22 protein-coding genes are annotated in these 22161 nt (G+C 63.9%); 4 read left to right on the top strand and 18 right to left on the bottom strand.

Going from position 1 to position 22161, the window contains the following annotated elements; all coding sequences use genetic code 11:
• Positions 1 to 106 precede the first annotated feature (106 nt).
• Complete coding sequence (locus ABD906_RS12165) at positions 107 to 511, bottom strand: winged helix-turn-helix transcriptional regulator (protein ID WP_345099674.1); 405 nt, start codon at positions 509 to 511, stop codon at positions 107 to 109.
• A gap of 101 nt (positions 512 to 612) precedes the next feature.
• Here ABD906_RS12165 and ABD906_RS12160 point away from each other — a divergent pair, with 101 nt between their 5' ends.
• Positions 613 to 1638 carry a zinc-binding alcohol dehydrogenase family protein gene (locus tag ABD906_RS12160; RefSeq protein WP_345099673.1) on the top strand — a complete coding sequence of 342 codons (1026 nt, stop codon included), beginning with the start codon at positions 613 to 615 and terminating at the stop codon, positions 1636 to 1638.
• A gap of 82 nt (positions 1639 to 1720) precedes the next feature.
• On the opposite strand, the gene ABD906_RS12155 is transcribed toward ABD906_RS12160, so the two are convergent.
• The gene (locus tag ABD906_RS12155; protein WP_345099672.1) at positions 1721 to 3214 is read right to left on the bottom strand and encodes a CoA-acylating methylmalonate-semialdehyde dehydrogenase; all 1494 of its coding nucleotides are present in this window, start codon (positions 3212 to 3214) and stop codon (positions 1721 to 1723) included.
• Positions 3215 to 3401: 187 nt separating this feature from the next.
• On the opposite strand from ABD906_RS12155, the gene ABD906_RS12150 reads away from it, so the two are divergent.
• Complete coding sequence (locus ABD906_RS12150; protein WP_345099671.1) at positions 3402 to 4292, top strand: LysR family transcriptional regulator; 891 nt, start codon at positions 3402 to 3404, stop codon at positions 4290 to 4292.
• Positions 4293 to 4364: 72 nt separating this feature from the next.
• Here ABD906_RS12150 and iolB read toward each other — a convergent pair whose 3' ends face one another.
• From iolB to ABD906_RS12105, 9 genes are all read right to left on the bottom strand, one after another.
• Complete coding sequence (iolB, locus tag ABD906_RS12145) at positions 4365 to 5162, bottom strand: 5-deoxy-glucuronate isomerase (protein WP_345099670.1); 798 nt, start codon at positions 5160 to 5162, stop codon at positions 4365 to 4367.
• Positions 5155 to 5364 (bottom strand): hypothetical protein, encoded by a 210-nt coding sequence (locus tag ABD906_RS12140; protein ID WP_345099669.1) that lies wholly within the window; start codon positions 5362 to 5364, stop codon positions 5155 to 5157. Before ABD906_RS12140 ends, iolB begins: the two co-directional genes overlap by 8 nt.
• A gap of 12 nt (positions 5365 to 5376) precedes the next feature.
• Positions 5377 to 6276, bottom strand: coding sequence for a myo-inosose-2 dehydratase (iolE, locus tag ABD906_RS12135; RefSeq protein WP_345099668.1), 900 nt, complete (start codon positions 6274 to 6276; stop codon positions 5377 to 5379).
• A gap of 19 nt (positions 6277 to 6295) precedes the next feature.
• Positions 6296 to 8122 carry a 3D-(3,5/4)-trihydroxycyclohexane-1,2-dione acylhydrolase (decyclizing) gene (gene iolD / locus ABD906_RS12130; RefSeq protein ID WP_345099667.1) on the bottom strand — a complete coding sequence of 609 codons (1827 nt, stop codon included), beginning with the start codon at positions 8120 to 8122 and terminating at the stop codon, positions 6296 to 6298.
• Complete coding sequence (locus ABD906_RS12125; protein WP_345099666.1) at positions 8119 to 10038, bottom strand: bifunctional 5-dehydro-2-deoxygluconokinase/5-dehydro-2-deoxyphosphogluconate aldolase; 1920 nt, start codon at positions 10036 to 10038, stop codon at positions 8119 to 8121. The genes iolD and ABD906_RS12125 overlap by 4 nt, the downstream gene beginning before the upstream one ends.
• Positions 10035 to 10814, bottom strand: a complete 780-nt coding sequence (locus ABD906_RS12120) for an ATP-binding cassette domain-containing protein (protein ID WP_345099665.1) — start codon at positions 10812 to 10814, stop codon at positions 10035 to 10037. Before ABD906_RS12120 ends, ABD906_RS12125 begins: the two co-directional genes overlap by 4 nt.
• Position 10815: 1 nt before the next feature.
• Complete coding sequence (locus ABD906_RS12115) at positions 10816 to 11970, bottom strand: ABC transporter permease (protein ID WP_345099664.1); 1155 nt, start codon at positions 11968 to 11970, stop codon at positions 10816 to 10818.
• Between the two features lie 116 nt (positions 11971 to 12086).
• A complete protein-coding gene (locus ABD906_RS12110; RefSeq protein ID WP_345099663.1) occupies positions 12087 to 13028 on the bottom strand; it encodes a sugar ABC transporter substrate-binding protein in 942 nt (313 codons plus the stop codon).
• 132 nt (positions 13029 to 13160) lie between these two features.
• Positions 13161 to 13985 (bottom strand): MurR/RpiR family transcriptional regulator, encoded by an 825-nt coding sequence (locus ABD906_RS12105; RefSeq protein WP_345099662.1) that lies wholly within the window; start codon positions 13983 to 13985, stop codon positions 13161 to 13163.
• A 110-nt stretch (positions 13986 to 14095) separates the two neighbouring features.
• Between ABD906_RS12105 and iolG the strand changes: the two genes are divergently transcribed.
• Both iolG and ABD906_RS12095 read left to right on the top strand, forming a co-directional pair.
• Complete coding sequence (gene iolG / locus ABD906_RS12100; protein ID WP_345099661.1) at positions 14096 to 15100, top strand: inositol 2-dehydrogenase; 1005 nt, start codon at positions 14096 to 14098, stop codon at positions 15098 to 15100.
• Positions 15101 to 15102: 2 nt separating this feature from the next.
• Positions 15103 to 16215, top strand: coding sequence for a Gfo/Idh/MocA family protein (locus ABD906_RS12095; protein ID WP_345099660.1), 1113 nt, complete (start codon positions 15103 to 15105; stop codon positions 16213 to 16215).
• A 180-nt stretch (positions 16216 to 16395) separates the two neighbouring features.
• Here ABD906_RS12095 and ABD906_RS12090 read toward each other — a convergent pair whose 3' ends face one another.
• The 7 genes from ABD906_RS12090 to ABD906_RS12060 form a co-directional block, all read right to left on the bottom strand.
• Positions 16396 to 16836 carry a DUF6644 family protein gene (locus ABD906_RS12090; RefSeq protein ID WP_378188474.1) on the bottom strand — a complete coding sequence of 147 codons (441 nt, stop codon included), beginning with the start codon at positions 16834 to 16836 and terminating at the stop codon, positions 16396 to 16398.
• 40 nt (positions 16837 to 16876) lie between these two features.
• The gene (locus tag ABD906_RS12085) at positions 16877 to 17254 is read right to left on the bottom strand and encodes a DUF6152 family protein (protein ID WP_345099658.1); all 378 of its coding nucleotides are present in this window, start codon (positions 17252 to 17254) and stop codon (positions 16877 to 16879) included.
• Positions 17255 to 17472: 218 nt separating this feature from the next.
• Positions 17473 to 18363 (bottom strand): DUF1684 domain-containing protein, encoded by an 891-nt coding sequence (locus tag ABD906_RS12080; protein WP_345099657.1) that lies wholly within the window; start codon positions 18361 to 18363, stop codon positions 17473 to 17475.
• Between the two features lie 42 nt (positions 18364 to 18405).
• Positions 18406 to 19713 (bottom strand): acyl-CoA thioesterase/BAAT N-terminal domain-containing protein, encoded by a 1308-nt coding sequence (locus ABD906_RS12075; RefSeq protein ID WP_345099656.1) that lies wholly within the window; start codon positions 19711 to 19713, stop codon positions 18406 to 18408.
• Positions 19710 to 20621, bottom strand: coding sequence for an Ldh family oxidoreductase (locus tag ABD906_RS12070; RefSeq protein WP_345099655.1), 912 nt, complete (start codon positions 20619 to 20621; stop codon positions 19710 to 19712). Before ABD906_RS12070 ends, ABD906_RS12075 begins: the two co-directional genes overlap by 4 nt.
• Positions 20618 to 21331 carry a GntR family transcriptional regulator gene (locus ABD906_RS12065; protein WP_345099654.1) on the bottom strand — a complete coding sequence of 238 codons (714 nt, stop codon included), beginning with the start codon at positions 21329 to 21331 and terminating at the stop codon, positions 20618 to 20620. The genes ABD906_RS12070 and ABD906_RS12065 overlap by 4 nt, the downstream gene beginning before the upstream one ends.
• Before the next feature lie 17 nt (positions 21332 to 21348).
• Positions 21349 to 22161: an ABC transporter permease gene (locus ABD906_RS12060; protein WP_345099653.1), complete on the bottom strand. Its 813-nt coding sequence runs from the start codon at positions 22159 to 22161 to the stop codon at positions 21349 to 21351.

Genomic DNA, 22161 nt, shown 5'->3' with positions numbered 1-22161 from the left:
GCGCGGGCGGCCCTGCAACCCCAACCAGCGATGCCGCCCGCGCTGGCGCCACGACCATCATTGCACTAACAATCAAATTGGACCCGTCCGTGGGGGCCGATCACCATCATGCAGGTGTGGAAGAATGCGCGCTTCGTTGGTTGTTGTCCCTCGGATCATGCCCTCTTGGCTTGCCATAGAGCCCGATGTGGGCGTCGCCCCAGTCCTTGAGGGCCTGCAGGATGGGCTCCATCGAGCGCCCGAGGTCCGACAGCGAATATTCCACCCGGGGCGGAACCTCCGCATAAACCGTGCGGATAATCAGCCCATCCTCCTCCAGTTCGCGCAACTGGCGGGTCAGCATCCGGGGCGTGCAGCCCGCGACATGACGCCGGATCTCGTTGAACCGCAACGTGCCGGACAAGAGATGCCACATGATGATCGACTTCCACTTGCCATCGATCAGGCCAATGGAAGCTTCGACAGAACAGCCAGGCGTGCAGTCGAAACGGGAATGGCGAACCTTGGCCATGCCAGTATCCTTCCTGATACTATGTGTATTTGTTGTGCGTATTGATTGAAGCTTTATGTAACTCATCTTTGCCTCATCTCAACCTGATGAGGAGAAAGATCATGAAAGCAGTCGGTTACAGGGTTCCCGGACCGATCGACCGTGAAACTTCGCTGGAGGATATCGAGCTGCCCCGTCCCATCGCTGCCGGACACGACCTGCTGGTGGAGGTCGCCGCCATATCGGTCAATCCCGTCGACACGAAGGTCCGCCAACGGGTGGGGCCCACGGAGGACGAATGGAAGGTTCTGGGATGGGATGCCGTGGGGCGCGTCGTCGAGACTGGGCCACTGGCCCAGGGCTTCTCGATCGGCGATGAGGTCTACTATGCCGGTTCGATCGCCCGGCCTGGCACCAACAGCCAGTTCCATCTGGTCGATGCGCGCATCGTTGGCCACAAGCCCAGATCACTGTCCAATGCCGAGGCGGCGGCACTCCCCCTGACGGCGATCACCGCCTGGGAGATGCTGTTTGACCGGCTGGACATCCGGCGTCCCGTTCCGGGCTCGGCCAACGCGGTGCTGATCATCGGCGGGGCAGGCGGTGTCGGGTCGATCGCGATCCAGCTTGTTCGCGCCCTCACGGACCTGACCGTGATCGCCACGGCATCGCGGCCGGAAACGCAGGAATGGGTCCGCGGGCTCGGGGCGCACCATGTGATCGACCACAATGGTGACATGACCGAACAGATCGCGGCGCTGGACATCGGCGCTCCGGGTTTTGTCTTTTCGACCAACAACAGTGAGCATCACATCGCCGCAATTCAGAAGCTGATCGCACCGCAGGGCCGTTTCGGACTCATCGATGATCCCGCCACGCTCGACGTACTGGGCTTCAAGCAGAAATCCGTCTCGGTCCACTGGGAGCTGATGTTCACCCGGCCGATCTTCGAGACCGCCGACATGGCGGAGCAGGGAAAGCTGCTTAATGAGGTGGCAAGACTGGTGGACGAGGGCCGGATCCGGACGACAGTGGCCGAGGTCATTCGGCCCATCAACGCCGAGAACCTCAGACGGGCTCATGCGCTCATCGAGACCGGCAAGGCCCGCGGCAAGATCGTGCTGGAGGGTTTCCAGGAACCCGTTTAATCAAACGCGGAATTCTCGCTAGACGGCTGTGCCTGCCCTCTCTGTGTGGGCAGGCATGATCGCACCCTCGGCGCACCGGTTGTTACATCGTTGGCATGGAGAAACTGGCGCCTTCCTTGATGCCTGACGGCCAGCGGGAAGTGACCGTCTTGGTGCGGGTCCAGAACCGGATGGAATCCGTGCCGTGCTGATTGAGATCGCCGAAGGCCGAGGCCTTCCATCCTCCGAAAGAGTAGTAAGCCAGCGGTGTCGGGATGGGCACGTTGATCCCGACCATGCCGATGTTGATCCTCGACGCGAAGTCGCGCGCGGTGTCACCGTCGCGTGTGAAGATCGCAACCCCGTTGCCGTATTCGTGCCTGAGGGGCAGCTCCAGCGCTTCCTGATAGGAATTCGCGCGCACGACCGACAGGACTGGCCCGAAGATCTCCTCACGGTAGATGTCCATCTCGGGCGTAACGTGGTCGAACAGCGTCGCGCCGACGAAGAAGCCGTCTTCATAGCCCTGGAGGCGGAACGTCCGGCCATCGACCACGAGACGTGCGCCCTGTCTTTCGCCGCTGTCGATCAGCGAAAGAATTCTCTCCTGCGCTGCCCTGGTGACAACCGGGCCCATCTCCGCGCCCGGATCGGTATACGGTCCGATCTTCAGATTCTCAATCTTGGGGACAAGGGCGTCGAGCAGACGCGAAGCCGTTTCCTCCCCGACCGGAACAGCGACCGAGATTGCCATGCACCGCTCGCCTGCCGAGCCATAGCCAGCGCCGACCAGCGCATTGGCGGCCTGCTCGATATCGGCATCGGGCATGATGATCATGTGGTTCTTCGCGCCGCCGAAAGCCTGGACGCGCTTTCCGTGGGCCGCGGCGGTCGCATAGACATACCGGGCGATCGGCGTCGAGCCGACGAAGCTCACGCCGTCGATGCGGTTGTGAGCGAGAATGGCGTCCACCGCAGTCTTGTCGCCGTTCACCACGTTGAAGACGCCGGCAGGCAGTCCTGCTTCCGCCAGAAGCTCGGCAAGCCGCATCGGAACCGAGGGGTCGCGCTCCGAGGGCTTCAGGATGAAGGCGTTACCGGTGGCGATGGCGGGCGCCAGCATCCAGATCGGGATCATCGCCGGAAAGTTGAAGGGCGTGATGCCCGCACCGATGCCCAGCGGCTGGCGCATCGAGTACATGTCAATTCCGGGGCCTGCGCCTTCCGTAAACTCACCCTTTTGCAGGTGAGGCACGCCGCAGACAAACTCCGCGACCTCCATGCCCCGGATGATGTCACCCTTGGAGTCTTCGATCGTCTTGCCATGTTCGGCCGAGAGCATCTCGGCCAGCTCATCCATGTGCTTGTTGATCAGGTCCACAAAGCGGAAAAACACGCGCGCGCGCCGCTGGGGATTGGTTGCAGCCCAGGCCGGCTGCGCGGCTGCCGCGGCGGCAACCGCAGCCTCCAGTTCGCTCGCATCGGCAAGGGCCACGGCTGCAGTCTGCTGCCCGGTGGCAGGATTGAATACGGGCGCGAAACGCCCCGAAGTTCCTTCCACATGCTTGCCGTTGATGAAGTGTCCAATCGTCTTCACCGCTGTCTCCTCGCCGCGTTCGGGTCGCGAAAGCGTTCTGCTGAGCAGCTTCGCGACCATCGATTGACTGTGATCCGCCCGCCGACCGAAGGGACGGCGAGAGGCGTAATCTGCGAAAGTTTTTACTTTAAAAATCTCACAAGCAAGCGCATAAAATTGTCATCGGTTGTGCAGAAAAAATCATAAGATGGACTGGGACGATTTCAGGTATTTCCTCGCCGTTGCGCGAACGGGCCAGTTTCTGGCGGCGGCGCGACTGCTGCGGGTCAATCATGCCACCGTGGCGCGAAGGGTAACCGTCCTCGAGGAGTCTCTGGGAACGAAACTTTTCGTCAGGCGGACGACGGGTTGCGATCTCACCAGCGAGGGTGACGCCTTGTTGCGCCGGCTGGAAAGCGTGGAAAGTTCCATCGAGGCCATTCGGTCCGAGTTGGGTGGCGTTGATGAAGTTCCGACGGGAACGGTTCGCGTCGGTGCACCAGACGGATTTGGCGTTGCGTTCCTTGCACCCCGCCTAGGCAGGTTCCGCCAGATGTATCCGCGGCTGAAAATCCAGCTTGTGCCCGTCCCGCGCAGCTTTTCGCTGTCGAAGAGGGAGGCGGATATCGCCGTCACGACGGCCCGTCCCACGGAAGGACGGCTGATCGCGCGCAAGCTCGTGGACTACAGCCTCGGCCTCTATGCGTCGAAATCCTATGTTTCACATCATGGCGTTCCGCAGTCCGCCGGCGATCTGCGGTCGCACACGCTGATCGGCTATGTCGAGGATCTCATCTTTTCCCAGTCGCTGAATTACTCGCATGAGATCTGGAAGGACTGGGAGACCGACATAGCCATTTCCACCGCGATGGGACAGGTCGAGGCGGTTCGCGGCGGGGCAGGCATCGGAATCCTGCACGACTTCATTGCCCGGCAGACCGACGGGCTTGTTCAGGTGCTGCCCGAACTGCTCGTGCGGCGCAGCTACTGGCTTGTCATGCATGAAGACTATCATTCATTGCGACGGGTGACGGCCGTGGCGGATTTCATCGGCGATGAGGTTGCAGCCAGTCGCCAAATATTCCTACCGGGAAGATAAAACTTTCCGGCGGGCCCGCCTCTTTCTGGCAAAGCCAGGGGGCGCCGGCAGCCGACGAAAAAGCGGGCAGGGTCAGACGCCGCGGACAATCCAGTCGTGGTCAGGATGGTTCTTGAAGCGCCACTTGCGCAGCGGACCGGCCATCACGTTCAGGTAGTACATCTCGTAGCCATAGGGCGCGCCGCAGGGATGGTGGCCCTTCGGCACCAGAACCACGTCGCCGTCCGATACCGCCATCGTCTCGTCGAGCGAGCCGTCTTCGGTGAAGACCCGCTGGAAGCCGAAACCCTGTGGCGGGTTGAGGCGGTGGTAGTAGGTCTCCTCCAGGTACGTCATATTTGGAAAATCGTCCTCGTCGTGCCGGTGCGGCGGGTAAGACGACCAGTTGCCTGCGGGCGTGAACACTTCCGTGACGAGCAGGCTGTCGGCGACGTCCTTGTCCTCCATCGCGATCGGGTGGATGTAGCGGGTGTTCGCGCCCTCGCCGCGTTCCTCAAACCCGATGTCGGTAATGACGGTGGCCGGATGGTTGCCCTTGCCGGGCGCAGAGCAGACGGCGAGCGTGCATTCGGTCTCGGCGACCGCCTGCCACTGCGTGCCATTCGGCACGTAGACGCAATGCGGTTTCAACCGCTCGAACACGCTCATGCGCTCGCCGAGCAGGCCGAAGTTCTGGCCGGCAGCCGAGATGCGCGCCTTGCCCTCGACGAGGACGAGGATGACTTCGCGGTTACCGGTCGCTTCCGCAGCGGTTTCGCCGGGATGCAGGCGGTAAAGTCCGAAGCCGACATAGCTCCAGCCCGCGCTCTCGGGCGTGATGTCGTGAACTTTGCCATGTGTGCCGCGCGGCTTGACCAGCAGTTCAGCCATTCTGTCCGTCCTTCCCTTCAGGTTTTCTGTAGCTGATGAGCAGCACCCAGCAACAGTACGAACCGATTGCACCAAAGACGAGCGCCCATACGACCTCGCCGTAGGAGAATTCGAACGCAGCCCATGCGAAGGCGACAAGCACGATCGCCGCTCGCACCCAGAGCGGGCGGAAGAACGGGTGCTCGGTCTCAAGGATCCGCATGGTCGCCTTTCCTCAGCTGCGGTCCAGGCCGACCTCGCGCGCCATCTGCTTCAGCGCGTTGAGGCCCATCGACTGGTACCTGACCGGATCGCGCACGTCCGGGTCCTGCTCGGCCTCGATCACCAGCCAGCCGGAATATCCGTGCTCGGCGGCAATCCTTAGCACCGGCTCGAACTTCACTGCACCTTCCTGATCCCCCGGCACTGTGAAGACGCCGCTGCGAACGCCCTCAAGGAAGCTCAGCCCCTCGCTGCGCACCTGCCGCATCACGTCCGGGCGTACGTTCTTGGCATGGATGTGCGAAACGCGGGCCATGTGGCGTCTTGCAATCGCCTCCGGATCACCGCCGCCGAAATAGGCATGGCCGGTGTCGAGCAGCAGCCGCGTAGCCGGGCCGGTCAGTTCCATCAGCCGGTCGATTTCGTGCTCGGCCTCGATGATCGTGCCCATGTGATGGTGGTAGACGAGCCTGATGCCCTGATCGTCGCAATATTGCGCGATCTCCTCGAGCGCTGCCGCGAATTGCGGCCACTGTTCCTCGGTCAGCTGCGGCCTGTTGTTGACGGGAACCGCGTCGTTGCCATGGATGGCGTTGGAGCATTCGCAGACGATGCAGACGGGCGATCCCATCGCTTTGAGGAGGTCGAGATGCGGCTGGATTGCTCGCTTTTCTTCCTCAACCGACCGGGTCAGCAGACTGAGCGAGTACCAGCCCGAGATGAAGCGCAGGCCATGCGGCTCGAGCGCGGCCCTGAGAGAGGCAGGGTCGGTCGGGAACTTGTGGCCCTTCTCGATGCCGTCGAAGCCGATCTCGCCTGCCTGCCGCAGACAGGTTTCGAGGGAGATGTGCTGGCCGAGTGTCTGGTCATCGTCGTTGGACCAGGCGATCGGGTTGGTGCCGTAGAGGATCATGGCTGCCTTCGCTGTCGGTTCAGATTGCCTGGCGGCGGGCGAGCGCCGCTTCATAGTTCTTGCGGGCCGCGCGTACCTGCTCGCGTGCCGAGACCTCCGGCACCGCGACATCCCACCAGTGGCCGCCTTCCTCGGTGGTCTTCATCGGGTCGGTCTCGATGACGATGACGTGGGTGCGCGGTGATGTGCGGGCCCGGGCGAGCGCTTCCTCCAGCCCGGAGATCGACGCTGCCTTCTCGGCGATCGCACCCATCGACGCCGCGTGCGCGACGAAGTCGATGGCGCTCGGCTCAACATGGCGGGCGGTGTCGAGCAGGTTGTTGAAACTCTCGCCCCCCGTGGAGATCTGCAGCCGGTTGATGCAGCCAAAGCCGCGGTTGTCGAGCACCACCACGATCAGCTTGTGACCGAGCATGACGGAGGTGGCGAGCTCCGAATTCATCATCATGTAGGAGCCGTCGCCAACCATCACGACCACCTCACGGTCGGGATGGGCCATCCTGACGCCGAGGCCCCCGGCGATCTCATAGCCCATGGTCGAGAAGCCGTACTCGAGGTGATAGCCGTTCGGGTGCGCGGTCTTCCAGAGCTTGTGCAGCTCTCCAGGCAGTCCACCGGAGGCGCACACGAGGATCGCATTCTCATCGACCGAACGCTGTACTGCGCCGATGACGTGCGCGTCCGACGGCAGGGTGTTGTTGCCGGGATTGGCGGTCGCCGCATCGACTGCGGCGAGCCACGATGCGCGCAGCGACGCGTCGGGTGCGGGCGCGGCATGGTCGCCCAGCAGCGGGTCCAGCTCTTCCAGCACCGTGCGGGCGTCGCCAACCACGCCGATTGCGCCGTGCTTGAGTGCATCGAAGGGTTCGATGTTGATCGCGAGGATCTTCCTGTCCGGGTTCTGGAACAGCGCCCACGAGCCGGTCGTGAAATCCTGGAAGCGCGTGCCGATGCCGATCACCAGATCGGCTTCGGCGGCGACCGCGTTGGCTGCGGAGGAGCCGGTCACGCCGATGGAGCCGAAGTTGAGCGGATGGTTCCAGGGCAGGGACGACTTGCCCGCCTGGGTTTCTGAAACGGGTATCTGGTGTTTCTCGGCGAAGGACTTCAGCGCGGCTGTCGCGCCGGAATAGAGCACGCCGCCGCCGGCGATGATGAGCGGTTTTTTCGCGTTCCGGATCAGCTCGGCGGCGCGGGCAAGCTCGACGGCATCGGCGCGCGGACGACGCTGGTGCCAGACCTTTTCGTCGAAGAACTTTTCCGGCCAGTCATAAGCCTCGGCCTGCACGTCCTGGCAGAAGGCGAGTGTGACAGGGCCGCAGCGCGCAGGATCGGTCAGGGTGAGCATCGCGCGTGGGAGGGCGGTCAGCAGATGTTCGGGTCGCGAGATGCGGTCGAAATAGCGGCTCACCGGCCGGAAGCAGTCGTTGGCTGAGACGATGCCGTCGTCAAAGTCCTCGACCTGCTGTAGCACCGGGTCCGGCCCGCGGTTGGCGAAAACGTCACCCGGGATGAACAGCACGGGAAGGCGGTTGACGTGCGCGAGTGCCGCTGCCGTCACCATGTTGAGCGCACCGGGGCCGATCGAGGTGGTGACCGCCATCGCCTGCTGGCGGTTCTTCGCCTTGGCGAAGGCGATCGCCGCATGGGCCATGCCCTGCTCGTTGTGGCCGCGCCAGGTGGGGAAGGTATCGCCCGCCTGCTGCAGGGCCTCACCGAGGCCGGCAACGTTACCGTGTCCGAAGATCGCCCAGCAGCCTGGGATCAGCGGGTCGCCGTCCTCATTTTTCTGCGCGGCGAGGTAACGAACCATCGCCTGTGCCGCCGTGAGCCTGATTGTCGTCATACTGCCTCCCTTCCAGCCGCCGCCAATGCCGCATCCCAACGCGCGCAAAGATCGGCGTAAATTCCGGCCATTTCTTCCACCGCCACCGCATCGTCGATTTCGCCTGCGAGCCACTTGCGTGCGACCGTGCCGAAAATCGAGCGCCCGACGGCAAAGCCCTTCACCAGCGGGAAACGCGCCGCCTGCCGGAACGACGCCTCCAGCGCGTCGACTTCCGCTTCCAGCCCGAGAACGACGATACCGCGCGTGTACGGATCGTTGCGCTCGATGGCCGCGCATGCCCTTGCCCACGCCTGCTGCGAGGTCATCGGTTCGAGCTTCCACCAGTCCGGATAGACGCCGATGTCGTAGAAGCGTTGGATGACGCGGGCGGTGGTGTCGTCATCGACGGGGCCGACCTTCGACGGGATGATCTCCAGCAGGAATTCGAGGCTGTTGCGCCGGGCGGCATCCGCAAGACGCACGACCGTTTCCTCCTGCTGGCTCTTCATCGCCGCGTCGTCGTCCGGGTGGTAGAAGCACAGCACCTTGACGACGTGTTCGGCCGGCCATTCGGCAAGGTCCGATCCGAGGTCGGGGCCGATTTCCAACTGCAGCGGGCGCGAGCCGGGCAGCTCGACCGGCCGTCCGATCCACAGGCCCTGTCCCGCCGCACGGTAAAGCGCTTCGGTCCCCAGCCTTCCGTCGCAGAGAAGGCCGTAGCCGGGCTTTCCGCCCGCCACCCTGAGCACTGCATCGAGGCAGAGCTGCTTGAAGTCGCCGATCCGCTCACGCGGAGCACCGGCCGCGTCTGCCAGATCCTCGAACTGCTTGCGGTGATCGAAGGCGAACACGCGCATGACGGGCCAGCTGCCCTTGCGCGTTGTCGACCAGTGCCGCTGTTCGAGTTCGCGGTCCAGGCGCAGCGCTGGATTCCTGATGCCATGGCGGAGGAAGTATTGCAGCTCGTCCCAGCTGGGGTAGGAGGGCGCGCAGCCGTGGCGCGATACCGCGAACGCGCCGCAGGCATTGGCGTATTTCAGCGCCGTGGGCCAATCCTCGCCGTCGAGCCAGCCCTTGAGAAGGCCGGACATGAAACCGTCGCCGGCTCCCAGCACATTGAACACCTCGATCGGAAAGCCCTGACCAGAGATGCCCTCGTCGAGCGTGTCGGGAATCTCGCCAGTGAAAGCTGACGCGCCCATCGGTCCGCGCTTGCAGACGAGCACGGCTTGCGTAACCTTCCGCACCTCGCGCAGCGCGGCGATGGTGTCGGTCGTGCCGCCGGCAATGTGGAACTCTTCCTCGGTGCCGACGATCAGGTCGAACAGATGCAGCGTCGATTGCAGCTTGGCGGTCACTTTCTCGGAAGCGATGAAGCGGTTCTCACCGTCACCGTGGCCGGAAAGACCCCACAGGTTCGGCCGGTAGTCGATGTCGAGTGCCGTGCGCGCGCCGCTTTCGCGGGCTAGCCGCAGCGCCTTGATGACGGCTGCTTCCGTGCGAGGATGTGACAGGTGCGTGCCGGTGGCGACCACCGCCCGCGCCTCGGCGATGAAGGCCGGGTCGATGTCGTCCTCGCACAGCGCCATGTCGGCGCAGTTCTCGCGGTAGAAGATCAGCGGGAACTGCTTGCGGTCGCGAATGCCAAGCAGCACCAGGGCTGTCAGCCGCTCGGGATCGGTGATGATGCCGCGCGTGTCGACTCCTTCCGCGGCGAGCTGTTCGCGGATGAAGCGGCCCATGTGTTCGTCGCCGACACGGGTGATCAGTGCAGATTTCAGGCCAAGGCGGGCAGTGCCGACGGCCATGTTCGTTGGCGAGCCGCCGACATACTTGTTGAAGGAGCGCATGTCTTCCAGCCGGCCACCAACCTGCGCGCCGTAGAGGTCGACCGACGAGCGGCCAATCGTGATGACGTCGAGCTTCTTCATCACACAGTACCGCCCAGTGATTCCTCAAGGTCGGCGAGCTCCTGGCCACCGGCCATCATGTCCTGCAGTTGCTCCGCCCTGATCTCGCCGCGCTTTGCGGTGCCGAGCGTACGGCCGCGATTGAGCACGGTGAAGCGGTCTCCGACCGCCATGGCATGGCGGACATTGTGGGTGATGAAGACGACGCCGATGCCCTTCTTGCGCACCTTGTCTATCGTGGTGAGCACATTGGCGGTCTGGCGCACGCCGAGTGCCGAGGTGGGCTCGTCAAGGATCAGCACCTTTGCGCCGAAATAGACGGCGCGGGCGATCGCCACCGTCTGGCGCTCGCCGCCGGACAGCGTGCCGACTGCCTGATCGGGCGAGCGCAGCCGAATGCCCATCTTTGCCATCTCCTCCATGGTGATGGCGTTGGCGTGGTCAAAGTCGAAGAACTTGAACGGGCCGAACTTCTTGATGGGCTCGCGTCCCATCCAGAAATTGCGCGTAACCGACATCAGCGGGATCATTGCAAGGTCCTGGTAGACCGTGGCGATACCCGCTGCCATCGCGTCGCGCGGGCTTGAGAAATTGACCTCCTGCCCGTTGACCAGGATCTTGCCGCGCGTCGGCTTGTGCACGCCCGACATGGTCTTGATGAAGGTGGACTTGCCGGCGCCGTTGTCACCGAGCAGGCAATGGCATTCGCCGGGCAGGACGGAAAGGGAGACGCCCGCCAGTGCAATGACCGGCCCGAAGTGCTTCTCGATGTCAATGAGTTCGATCAGAGGCGTGGTCATGTCACCGTTCTCCCGTGATCATGCGCCGGATGTAGGTGTTGAGAATGACCGCCATCAGCAGGATGACGCCGAGGAAGACGCGGAAGAGCGAGCTTTCAACACCGGCGAAGAACAGGCCCTGCTGGACGACGCCGAAGATCAGCGCGCCGAGTGCTGCACCGATCACCGAACCATAGCCGCCGGTCAGCAGTGCGCCGCCGATGACCACCGAGATGATCGCCTCGAACTCCTTCAGCAGGCCGCGATCGGCGGCCGCCGAGCCGAACTCCATCACCTGGCACGTTGCGAAGACGGTGGCGCAGAAGGCGGAGAACATGAACATCAGGATCTTCACCCTGTTCACCGGCACGCCGACATAGCGTGCTGCCTGCGCGTCGCCGCCGGAAGCGTAGATCCAGTTGCCGAAGCGGGTGCGGGTGAGAAGGATGTGCGCAAAGGCGATCAGCGCCAGCGCCCAGATGATCAGCATCGGGATCCCGTCGACGACCGGCTGGCCGGCCCTGGGACCGGCAACGTACTTACCGATCAGGCCGATGTCGGCAAGCCAGACGAAGAGGAAGCCCAGGATCTTGCCGCCGAACAGCCAGGCAAGCGGATCGCCCTGGGCGACTTCCGCCACGCCGCCGATGATCGTCTGGCGGGTGGTGGCGATGGCGCCGTATATGGTCAGCCCCCGCAGCACATAGAGGAAGGCAAGGGTGACAATGAAGGAAGGCAGCCCGGTCTTGATGACGAGGTAGCCGTTAAGCGCGCCGATCGCCAGCGCGATGGCAAAGGCGACGATGATGGCGAGCCAAACCGGATAGCCCCATGTCACCGACATGAGTGCGATGACGACACCGGCGAAGCCGATCATTGAGCCGACGGAGAGGTCGAACTCGCCCGCAATCATCAGCAGACACGCACCGACCGCGATGATGGCAAACTGGGCCGACACCACGCCCCAGTTGAGGATACCCTGCGGCGCGAACATGCCGGTGCCGCGGGCGACGATCAGAAAGAAGGCGAAGACGAGAATGGTGCCGCAGATGGCGCCTAGTTCGGGGCGGATCAGAGCCTTGCGCCAGGCCGGCAACTCCTTGAGGCGCTCATCCTTGGCCAGCTCGACGACACTGGCTGTACTGTTCTGCTGGCGCTGTAGCTGGCTGTATGTCATCCGTGACCTCCAGAAGTCCTGGCGTGCGCTCGTCCTCGCGGCGCGCGCTTGCCCAGTTGGTTACGGGATCTCGAGGGGAGAGGCGGCCTGGGGCCAGCCTCTCCCCTGCTGTTCGGTTAACGGTATTCGCCGGCGTATTTCTCGACGAGTTCAATGTTGTCCTTGGTCACGAAGCCCGGGCCGGAATTGATCGAGTTGCCCGGCACCACGCCATAGCGGGCGAAGTTGGTCAGGATGACCACGGGAAGGTAGCCCTGCAGGAAGGGCTGCTGGTCGATCGCAAAGGCGATGACGTCGTTCTTGATGGCATTGGCGATGTCGGGAGACAGGTCGAACGTGCCGAAATGAATGGTGCCTGCCTTGCCGGACTCATTGAGAGCGGCGATCGTCGGTTCCGCCGAGGTCGGGCCGAGCGTCAGGATGCCGTTGGTGTCGGGATTGGTTTGCAGGTAGGCCAGCACTTTCGACTTGATTTCCGCCGGGTCCTGACCCGCGTCGATCATCTGGTTGCCGAGCTCGACGCCGAGCGCATCGGCGTAGCCCTGGCAGCGCTCAACCGACGCCGGGTTGGTGATGTAGTGGTTGACGCAGAGGAACTTGGTGACGCCGGCAGCCTTCGCCTTCTCGCCCGCGCCGAAGCCCGCAGCCTTTTCCGGCTGGCCCACGTGCATGAGCGCGCCGATCTGTTTCGACTGCTCCTCGGTGCCGGAGTTGATGGTGATCACCGGAATGCCCTGCGCGACCGCGTTACTCAGCGGACCGGAGAGCACGTCGAAGTCGGCAATGGTCGAGATGATACCGTCGGGACGGGAGGCCGTGGCCTGCTCGATGATGCGCGCCATGTCGGCAAGGTCGCCGGTAGGCGGATTGCGATACTCCACCGTCACGCTCATCTGCTGGCTTGCGACGTTGATCGCATTCTTGATGGTGTTCCACCAGCTGTCGCTGTCTGGCGCGTGGCTGACGAGAACGAAGCGCTCGCCGTCCGCGGCTGCCGGCGCGGCGACGCCAGCGAATATGGCGAGCGATGCCGCCAGTGTCAGAATGGTCTTCTTCATTTGCTCCTCCCTGTACTCCGAAGGTGGTTCTGCGCATCGCCTCGCGGCGTGTCCTCTCGCAGAACCTTATTCAGAATGTATATTCTATTATCTCACAAAAGCAACAGGGATGTTCCAAATTCGGATCACGATTCAGACAACGCGCCGCCTTGCACCTACGGCGACCGAAAGGGTCATCGCCAGAGTCATCGTTGCCGCCAGCACGCGAAAATTGCCGACGTCGATCTCGGAGACGAGCAGATGCACTGCATCGAGGGCGGCGAGGGGGCTTGTGGGCAGGTCCGTGATGACGACGAGATCGAGCCCGCGCGCGGCCGCGGTTTCGGCCAGAGCAACCGTGTCGGCCGTGTAGGGTGCAAAGGAGATGGCGATCAGCGCGTCGCCATCGCCCAGCATGTGATGCTGGGTAAAATTGCCGACCCCCGAATGCAGTATGGCGGGAATGCGCATTTTTTCAAAGGTATAAGCCAGGTAGCTTGCCACCGCGAATGTGCGGCGCAGGCCGACGATGTGAATGGTGCGTGCGCCAGCGAGCACCGTGACGGCCCTGCGCAGCTTGTCCTGGTCGATCGAGCGGGCGAGATTTTCGATCGAGGCCCGGCCAGCCTCCGAAAACTCGGCGAGCAGGGTGGACGGCGACTCCGCGCCGCCATTGCGCAGGCTCGAAAGCCGGGTCGAGTAGTCCGGCCATTTCTGCGAATATTCTTCCCGGTACAGCTTCTGCATCTGCGAATAGCCGGAGAAGCCCATCTCCTGGCAGAAGCGCATCATCGCCGAAGCGGGCACCTGCGCGTCGGCTGCGATGTCGGCGACGGTGGAGAATGCAATCTTGTCCGGGTTGCTTGCGACATATTCCGCGCACTGCTTGAGCCGTTTCGGCAGGCTGCGGCTGACGCGGCGCAGCCTTTCCTGAAACTCCGCAAGGCTCCTGGGGGCAGTGATTTCTTCGGTAGGCATAGGTGGTCCCTTGACACGGTCCATTTTCCCTGATTTTGGAATATTCATTCCGTTTTCGCAAGCGCGCCGCTTCCGGCCGTGCACAGGCGGCGGAACTGAGGGAGGACAGCGTGACCATCAGATTTGCACTTCTTGGCGCCGGTCGCATCGGTCGCGTCCATGCCGCTGCCATCGCGGCGGACCCGGACGCGGTGCTGGCTGCAGTCGCCGATCCGGTCAAAGATGCGGCAAACGCCGTCAGCGCCCGTTTCGGCGGTGAGCTGCGCACGATCGATGAGATCGAGAAGGCGTCCGACATCGACGCCGTCGTCATCTGCACGCCCACCGACACCCACGCGGACCTGATCGAGCGCTTCGCCCGCGCCGGCAAGGCGATCTTCTGCGAGAAGCCGGTCGACCTCTCGATCGCCCGCGTGCGCCAGTGCCTGAAGACGGTCGAGGAGACAGGCGCGACGCTGATGATCGGCTTCAACCGCCGCTTCGACCCGCACTTCCGCGCCGTGCGCAAGGCGATCGATGACGGCAGGATAGGCAATGTCGAGATGGTGCAGATCGTCTCGCGCGATCCCGGTCCGCCTCCGGCGGACTACATCACCTCGTCGGGCGGTATCTTCCGTGACATGACGATCCACGACTTCGACATGGCGCGCTTCCTGCTGGGCGAGGAGCCGGACGTGGTGTTCGCGACCGCATCGGTACTTGTAGATCCGGAGATTGGCCGCCTCGGCGACTTCGACAGCGCCTCGGTGACGCTGACGACCGCTTCCGGCAGGCACTGCACGATCTCCAATTCGCGCCGCGCGGTCTATGGTTACGACCAGCGCATCGAGGTGCACGGCTCGAAGGGCGCGGTGTCGGCTGAGAACCAGCGCCCGGTCGCGATCGAGATTGCCACCGCCGAGGGATATACGCGTCCGCCGCTGCACGACTTCTTCATGACCCGCTACACGGCCGCCTATGCGGCGGAAATCAGCGCCTTCATCGAGGCGGTGAAGGAGAAGAAGACGCCGTCGCCGTCCGGCGCCGACGGGCTTGCGGCACTGCTGCTGGCGGAAGCGGCGCTGAAGTCGGTCGCCGAGGGACGCGCCGTCAGGCTCTCCGAGATCGGAATCTGATCATGGACAGCGTCGGCATTGGTCTCATAGGCACGGGTTTCATGGGTAAGTGCCATGCGCTTGCCTACGGTGCCGCAAAGGCGGTGTTCGGCGATGTTCCCACGCCGCGTCTTGAACTCTTGTGTGAGGTGCCGGCCGAAAAGGCGAGGGCGATGGCGGACCAGTTCGGCTTTGCCCGCGCGACCGGCGACTGGCGGGCGCTCATCAACGATCCGGCGGTGGATATCGTATGTATCACCACGCCCAACAAGCTGCACGCCGAAATCGCGATTGCGGCGCTCGAGTCGGGCAAGCATGTCCACTGCGAGAAGCCGATGGCGCTGACGCTGGACGAGGCGGAAACGATGGCGCGTGTGGCCGCGGGCGCGAAGGGCAAGACAATCGTCGGCTACAACTACATACGCAACCCGGCCTTCCGGCATGCCCGCAAGCTGATCGAGGAGGGCGCGATCGGCCGGGTGATCCACTTCCGCGGCTTTGTCGATGAAGACTACCAGGCGGACCCCGACCTGCCGTGGACGTGGAGAGCGACCAGGGCCGAGGCGGGCCTTGGCGCGCTCGGCGATCTCGGCTGCCACATGATCAGCATGGCGGTCGAACTGATGGGGCCGGTCCGCAGCGTGATCGGCGACATTCGCACCGTGCACGCCACACGCGTATCGCCCGATGATGGCACCCCCAGGCCCGTGGAGAACGAGGACATCGCCTCGGCGATCCTCGAATTCGACGGCGGCGTGCAGGGCCTGTTCTCGACCTCTCGCTCGGCCTGGGGCCGAAAGAACTACATGGCCGTCGAGGTGCATGGCACGCAGGGCATGATCTGCTTCGACCAGGAGCGGATGAACGAACTCAGGATCTACCAGAATGCCGGTGACAGGTCGGTCCAGGGGTTCACCACGATCATGACCGGTCCCGAGCATGAGCCGTACGGCAATTTTGTCCCGGCGGCAGGCCACCAGATCGGTTTCAACGACCTCAAGACCATCGAGGCGGCGAGTTTCCTGCGCGCCGTTGCCGGCGGCACTGACGCCTACCCGTCGTTCCGGGAGGCGCTGGAATTCGAGCGTGTCATCCATGCCATTGCTTCCTCCAACGGCAGGCGCGTCATTCTCTGACACGCCTGCCAATCCGACCAAGTTCAACAAGGAACCCGCACTGGGGATCTTCGACCGCGCCATGGAAGGCCGGATCGACTGAGCTATCCGCGAGACGGAACCGGGAAAGGGTGGTGGAGCCCGCCCGTTTCCTCTGTGTGGGTTCCTAATGACCGCTTGGAGGTTCTTGTGCTTGCGGGTCTAGATGAACCCGATCCAGCGGCCGGCGATGACGGACGAAATCCAGGTGACAAGGGAGATGCCAGCCAGGATCCGGGCTGGCAGCTGCTTGGTGCCGGCGTCGTAATGCTGCCGCCAGGGCGCAATCGTCTGAAAGAACAGGGCATTTGCGATGCCGAGGCAGAGCAGCCCCATCTTCGCCAGGAAAGCCGGGTTCTGGACATACTTGTCTGCCCGGACCGTAAACAGGGTGAGGCCCGAGGCGATCGCAAGCAACACGCCGATCATGGCGCTGCGGGAGAGAAACGGGCCGATGACATGGACCGGAACGTTCCGGAAGAAGCCCATCAGGCGAAGGTCGAGCGGGATGATCGCACCGGTGAGCAGCCCGATCGACAGGATGTGCGTGGCATTCACCAGCATGTAGAGCGTCGGCGACGCGGTCAGCGTCTGCGCGACCATACTTCCTGTCAGCCACTCGAACACGATCAGAGGGCCGTCCTCAATCCCTGATGCGGTCGGGGTAGAGGTCGAAATTCCTTCCGCTTATCGTGATGCGCACCGCCTTCATCAGTTTTTCGGCCGGATCGCGCGAGCGGTTTCCCAGAACGGTTACCTCATCGCCGACCTCGGCGGCACCCGGCACGAAGCCTGCGCGCTGGGTCTGGCCGGGATTGGCGAGGTCAACCTGCCAGATTTCGCCCCCCGCGTCGACCACGAGCGAGGGATGCGGCGGGGCAAAAGAGATTTCCCGGATGATCCCCTTCAGTTCCGTCTGCTCGCCTTCCGCCCAGCTCCAGCCGTGGTGGGCCGGCGCTCCGGTCGCGGCAAGAACGACGAGACTGAGAGCAGAAAGAAGGGATAACGGTTTCAGTACCATGGCAATCTCCCCTGTGCTTGGGCCGGAAACCGAATGCGGCCAGACAGCCTGACCGACTGTCCGCGCCTTTCAAGAAAGGATACCAGATCGCCGGCGCTCTGGGGAGGCCGGAGGGTGCGCGGCCCGTGGGAGCAGCCAACACCATCAACCCGGGCCACGTGTGAGCGTGACCCGGGCTGCGCGAGCGTGAACGAATAGATGCTGGAAAATGGGCCCTGCTATGCGGCGGAGGCGTCCTTCCGGTAGGTCATGGTGCGCTCGACCTGGCGTTCCGGCTTTTTCTCGCCGGCCAGAACCTCGAAGTCGAGGTGATTTTCCGGCGGGGCGATCGGACAGGTCACGAAATTCGTGAAGGCGCAGGGCAGCGCGACCGCGTAGTTGAAGTCGATCCAGTCGATGCGCGTGTTGGTCTCGTCGGTGAAGTGGAGCTCCACCACGCGGCCAGCCGCGTAGGTGGTCTTGCCATTGGTGAGGTCGCGGAAATGCGCCACCGGCTGGATGGTGCCCGCCGCAGTTTCCTTGCCGATCAGCACGAGCGTATAGCTCCGGCCATTGTGCTCGAACGTGAATGTGCCGATGCGCGGCGTGGACTCGCGCACGCCAGCCTCGACCGTCTCGGCCTCATAATCGGTGATCGGCGCGGGCGTATAGGTGCCCGGGATGCGCCAGGCCGGATTGTAGTCATAGGCCGTCACGCCGGCTTCCGCGATCGGCGTGGCCTTGCGCGGATCACGCACGCGCACGCCGTAGAGCTTCTGCCCGTCCTTGGTGGTGCGCACGATGGTCTCGACCTCGCATTCGCCGAAATAGACCGGAACGCTGCGGCCGTGGCCATAGGTCTGGTTGCGGCCCGGGATGATCTCTACGGGGCCAATCGGGTATTCGCCGTTCACCGAAAGGTTGGGGCCGGATGCCGGGGGCGTGTACATGACCTTGCCATCTTCCACGGACCAGGTGCCCGGGAGCAGCTCAAAGGTCACGCCGCTGTCATTCGGCTCCAGCCAGTACTGGGCGACCAGCGACGTCCAGCCATAGGGCCGGAACATGGTCGTCACATGGGCGTGCCGCCACTCCCGCCACTGGCCTGCCAGATGTTCAACTGTCGGCATTGTTCAAGCTCCTTGAATAGAATTCCTGTTTTCGGCGGGCCCTCAGCGCCCGCTGTGCGCGGCGCCCGTCACTTCTTTGAGGAAATCAAGCATCCCCGCCCACGAGCCCTCGTTGGCCCGGGCGTTGCCCGAAGGCGTCCCGCCATTGGTATAGGGCACCTTGGACACCGGATGGATGCGCGTGATCTGCGTGGACGGAACGATCGGAAGGTTGATCGCATGGCCAGCGTCATCGAAATCGAGGTGACGCACGACATGCGGATGATTGTGCCGGCGCAATGTGGAGACCACCATCTTCGAATAGAGGCTCGACGGCCAGGCCCTGTCATCCCGGCCCGAGATCAGCAGCACGGGTCCTCTGATCTTCTCCACCGGGATGCGCGCCCTTGCAGCGAGCTCGCGGTCCTTGAGCCCCTCGAAGAAAACCGAGTGGTGCCGGTTCGGCGGTGCGTCGCCGCCCCAGGGATGCCAGTGAACAGCCTTGTTGTTGTTCCAAAGATGCTCGAGCGGCACCCCGTCCTTGGTCCAGGCGACCCCCTTCCAGCCACCGCGCGCCGGATCGCCGGCACCCTGCGCCCCGTGCACCATGGCGCCGGGAACATAGGCGATCACCGCCGAAACGAGGTCCGGATAGGTGGCGCCCAGAAGAAGCGCAAGCTCCCCGCCGCGCGACTGCCCGCTCACGGCAACAAAACCGTCCTTCGGCGCAAGTTCGCGGTGTGCCCAGTGCAGGCCGGTCTCCAGATATTCGAGCGGCGTTTCGGTGATGTAGGGCGATAGTCCCGGCGCCTTGAAATAGGCGAGCGCAAAGGCCGTGAAACCGCGCGAGGCGAGCATGGCTGCGCGCGGCTCGTTGATGCCGCCACCCGATCCGTAGAGAACGAGCACCACCGGATGCGGCCCTTCGCCAGCTGGAGTGAAGAGCGTGCCCACGAGCCCTTCCTCGCGGATCTCGCGGCGGGTGACGCCGGGAGCGGCAAAGCGCTGGAGAAGCTCAGCCTCCGCCGTCTCGTCCTGGTCTGTCCGGGCGGTGAGCACCGTCTTCAGCGGCACCATCACGTCATCCGGAAAAAGCTCCGCACTTTTCCCGTCATCGGGCAGCTGGCTCCACAGCAGGCCCATCGGGGCCACTTCCGCATAGTCGCCGCCCACGGGCGCATCGCGCGTCAGGTCGACCGTGCCATTCTCGTCTGCCATGAAGGTTGCCTGGCTCATCCAGCTTGCGCCGCCCCCGCGAATGGTCCGCGCGGAGATGGCCACCAGCTGGTCGGGCGCAAGGCCGGTGACCGTGATCCGGCGCGGTTCATCGACCAGGCCGTCGGCCGGTTCGATGGTGAGTTTCGGGGTCATTTGCCTTCTCCCGGATTGGATGCGGTGATGCGGGCGATGTGCGCTTCGAGGCGGTTCTCGAAGTTCGCGTCCAGTTCCATTTCGGGCGACACGGCGCCACCGCGCGGCCAGTATCCGCCGGCGCTAATCCAGTCGCGGCGCAGTTCCGCGAGCAGCCGGTCGACCCCGTTCATCCTCGCGGCATCGACGGCGATGAGGAAGACGCCGCGACCGTTTCGGTCGCCCCGGCCCTTGGCTGCAACGCCCGCCAGAACCTCGACCATGAGCCCCATAAGCGAGCCGATCTGTCCGCCACGTGGCAGGAGAGCGGCAACGTCGGAGGCGACGGTCGTGGGCTCGCCCTGCGAGTTGATCGCGATGCCTTCGCCAAGCGGCTGGCCTGTCAGGCGCGCCGTCTTCATGTCGGCCATGGTGGCGGTGCTGGTGGCCATATCGATGACAATGCGGTCATCGCCGGTGCCGAAGCCAAGCGTGATCGGGTTGGTGCCGATGACGGGGCGGTTCCCGCCGTAGGGGGCCACGAAGGGCGGTCCCTCGGCGCCCGCGATGGCGAGCAGTCCCCGGTCGGCCAGATGGCGGGCGAAGGGCGCAAGGCGGCCGAAGCCCTTCACGCCCTTGAGGAAGACGGCAGCAAGGCCGAACTCCCGCGCCGCCCGTTCGATGCCGAGCGTCGCGGCAGCAACGGCGAGCGGAGAAAAATTGTCGGAGCAGTCCCGCCATTCGACAGGACCGTTGATGCCATCCTCCGGCGCAGCAAGGCCGGGCTTCCATTCGGTGAGCATGTCGATGCCGAAGCGCGGCAGGCCGAGGGCATCCGCCTCGACAAGCGCGGAGGCGGCAAGGTATGCCGCATCGCCGTCGCCCAGGGCGGCGGAAAGCCTTGCAGTGGCATTCGCAACGCTGATCATTGGTCTCCACCCCGTCCCGGAGCGTTGAACCCCACTTCGCCCTGTGTGAGATAGCCCAAGGTGATCAGCCGCTCGATGACGAATTCCCGGCTCCGGCGGATGTGCTCCGCCTCGATCGCCGCGGCGCGTTCGCCGTCGCCTTTCTCGATCGCGTCCACCAGGGCGGTGTGCTCGTCGGAATGCTCGCCTGCCTTGACCGTGAAGTCGATGGCGAAGCGCAGCAGCCGCTCGAGTTCGTCAAAGAGGCTTTCGGAGAGCGCCACCATTCGCGCGTTGCGGCTGCAGCGGGCAATCGCCACATGGAAGCGGCGCGCCACCTGCTGCATGGCGCCGATGTCGAGAGGCTCCGCGTATTCACGCACGATCCGGCGCAGCTCCGCAACGTCCTCCGGCGTGGCATAGCGGGCCGCCTGCCGCGCGGCATGCGGTCCTATGGCGGCACGCATGTCGAGGATCTCGTGGACCGCCTGGAAAGTGATTGGCGCAACCCTGTATCCGCTTCGTGGCAGGATGATCACCAGGCCGTCGGCTGCCAGACGCTGCATCGCATCGCGCACCGGCGTCTTGGAGACCTCGTATTCGCGAGCGATCTCCGCGGCGTCGAGCTTCGCGCCGGGGGCGAACTCGCAGCGCATGATCCGCTGGCGGATCGTCGCATAGATGCGTTCCGAAGCCGTCACGACGGGAGCATGGGGCTGGCGGTTGCTCATGCGTGCCTAATCCTGCCTCAATGCTTCGCCCAGGGCACGAACTTGCGTTCGAGGGCTTCGAGCAGAAGGATTGTGAAGTAGCCCATCGCCGAAATCACCACGATGCCCACGAACATGCGCGAGACGGCAAATGTCTGCCACGATGCCCAGATCATGAAGCCGACACCGCTGCGCGCGCCGAGGAACTCGGCCGCTGCGATGATGATGTAGGACGACCCGGCCGCAAGTTTCAGGCCCGTGAAGATGTTGGGCAGCGCCGAGGGCAGGGCGATGTGTCGGAAGGTCTGGTAGCGCGAGGCCCCAGCATTGCGCGCCACGTCCAGGTAGATCTGGGGGATCTGCATCACGCCGCCCAATGTATTGTAGAACATCAGGAAGAACACGCCGATGGCGATGATCACGTACTTGGATGCATCGCCTACGCCGAAAATGAGCAGGATGAGCGGCAGGATCGCGATCTTCGGCACCGGATAGAGCGCAGCGAAGATCGGGCCGAGCACGCGGCGGATGGGCGTCGAGAGGCCCAGGATCAGGCCGAGCAGGATGCCGGGCGCTGCGCCCAGAACATAGCCGATGGCCACGCGCTGGACCGTCGCCCAGATATGGTCGAAGATCTCGAGGCTGGCGGTCATCTGCCATGCCGTTCCGGCGATCGAGCTCGGCGGCGGGAAGAAGCGGCGGTCGATCAGGCCGGACTGCGAGGAAATCTCCCAGAGAAGTAGCAGAAGCAGCGGACTGAAGTAGGAAATCATCCGGTGCAGCTTCTCGCGGCGGGCACCGCTTTTCAGTCGCTCGATCTGTGCTGGTGAAAGGGAATATTGGTTCGACAC

The organism is Chelativorans composti (assembly GCF_039541695.1).
Classification (GTDB): Bacteria; Pseudomonadota; Alphaproteobacteria; order Rhizobiales; family Rhizobiaceae; genus Chelativorans; species Chelativorans composti.
The sequence above is the reverse complement of the archived record's forward strand: the minus strand, read 5'-3'. Positions and strand labels throughout refer to the sequence as shown.

What these genes read in the sequence shown, in the direction of transcription:
- ABD906_RS12105 (WP_345099662.1), bottom strand. Translation starts at nt 13,985, where the DNA reads ATGCCTACCGAAGAAATCACTGCCCCCAGGAGCCTTGCGGAGTTTCAG.
- ABD906_RS12150 (WP_345099671.1), top strand. Translation starts at nt 3,402, where the DNA reads ATGGACTGGGACGATTTCAGGTATTTCCTCGCCGTTGCGCGAACGGGC.
- ABD906_RS12070 (WP_345099655.1), bottom strand. Translation starts at nt 20,621, where the DNA reads ATGATCAGCGTTGCGAATGCCACTGCAAGGCTTTCCGCCGCCCTGGGC.
- ABD906_RS12075 (WP_345099656.1), bottom strand. Translation starts at nt 19,713, where the DNA reads ATGACCCCGAAACTCACCATCGAACCGGCCGACGGCCTGGTCGATGAA.
- ABD906_RS12090 (WP_378188474.1), bottom strand. Translation starts at nt 16,836, where the DNA reads ATGGTCGCGCAGACGCTGACCGCGTCGCCGACGCTCTACATGCTGGTG.
- ABD906_RS12085 (WP_345099658.1), bottom strand. Translation starts at nt 17,254, where the DNA reads ATGGTACTGAAACCGTTATCCCTTCTTTCTGCTCTCAGTCTCGTCGTT.
- iolD (WP_345099667.1), bottom strand. Translation starts at nt 8,122, where the DNA reads ATGACGACAATCAGGCTCACGGCGGCACAGGCGATGGTTCGTTACCTC.
- ABD906_RS12080 (WP_345099657.1), bottom strand. Translation starts at nt 18,363, where the DNA reads ATGCCGACAGTTGAACATCTGGCAGGCCAGTGGCGGGAGTGGCGGCAC.
- iolE (WP_345099668.1), bottom strand. Translation starts at nt 6,276, where the DNA reads ATGATCCTCTACGGCACCAACCCGATCGCCTGGTCCAACGACGATGAC.
- ABD906_RS12095 (WP_345099660.1), top strand. Translation starts at nt 15,103, where the DNA reads ATGGACAGCGTCGGCATTGGTCTCATAGGCACGGGTTTCATGGGTAAG.
- ABD906_RS12160 (WP_345099673.1), top strand. Translation starts at nt 613, where the DNA reads ATGAAAGCAGTCGGTTACAGGGTTCCCGGACCGATCGACCGTGAAACT.
- ABD906_RS12140 (WP_345099669.1), bottom strand. Translation starts at nt 5,364, where the DNA reads ATGCGGATCCTTGAGACCGAGCACCCGTTCTTCCGCCCGCTCTGGGTG.
- ABD906_RS12120 (WP_345099665.1), bottom strand. Translation starts at nt 10,814, where the DNA reads ATGACCACGCCTCTGATCGAACTCATTGACATCGAGAAGCACTTCGGG.
- ABD906_RS12115 (WP_345099664.1), bottom strand. Translation starts at nt 11,970, where the DNA reads ATGACATACAGCCAGCTACAGCGCCAGCAGAACAGTACAGCCAGTGTC.
- iolB (WP_345099670.1), bottom strand. Translation starts at nt 5,162, where the DNA reads ATGGCTGAACTGCTGGTCAAGCCGCGCGGCACACATGGCAAAGTTCAC.
- ABD906_RS12110 (WP_345099663.1), bottom strand. Translation starts at nt 13,028, where the DNA reads ATGAAGAAGACCATTCTGACACTGGCGGCATCGCTCGCCATATTCGCT.
- ABD906_RS12165 (WP_345099674.1), bottom strand. Translation starts at nt 511, where the DNA reads ATGGCCAAGGTTCGCCATTCCCGTTTCGACTGCACGCCTGGCTGTTCT.
- ABD906_RS12065 (WP_345099654.1), bottom strand. Translation starts at nt 21,331, where the DNA reads ATGAGCAACCGCCAGCCCCATGCTCCCGTCGTGACGGCTTCGGAACGC.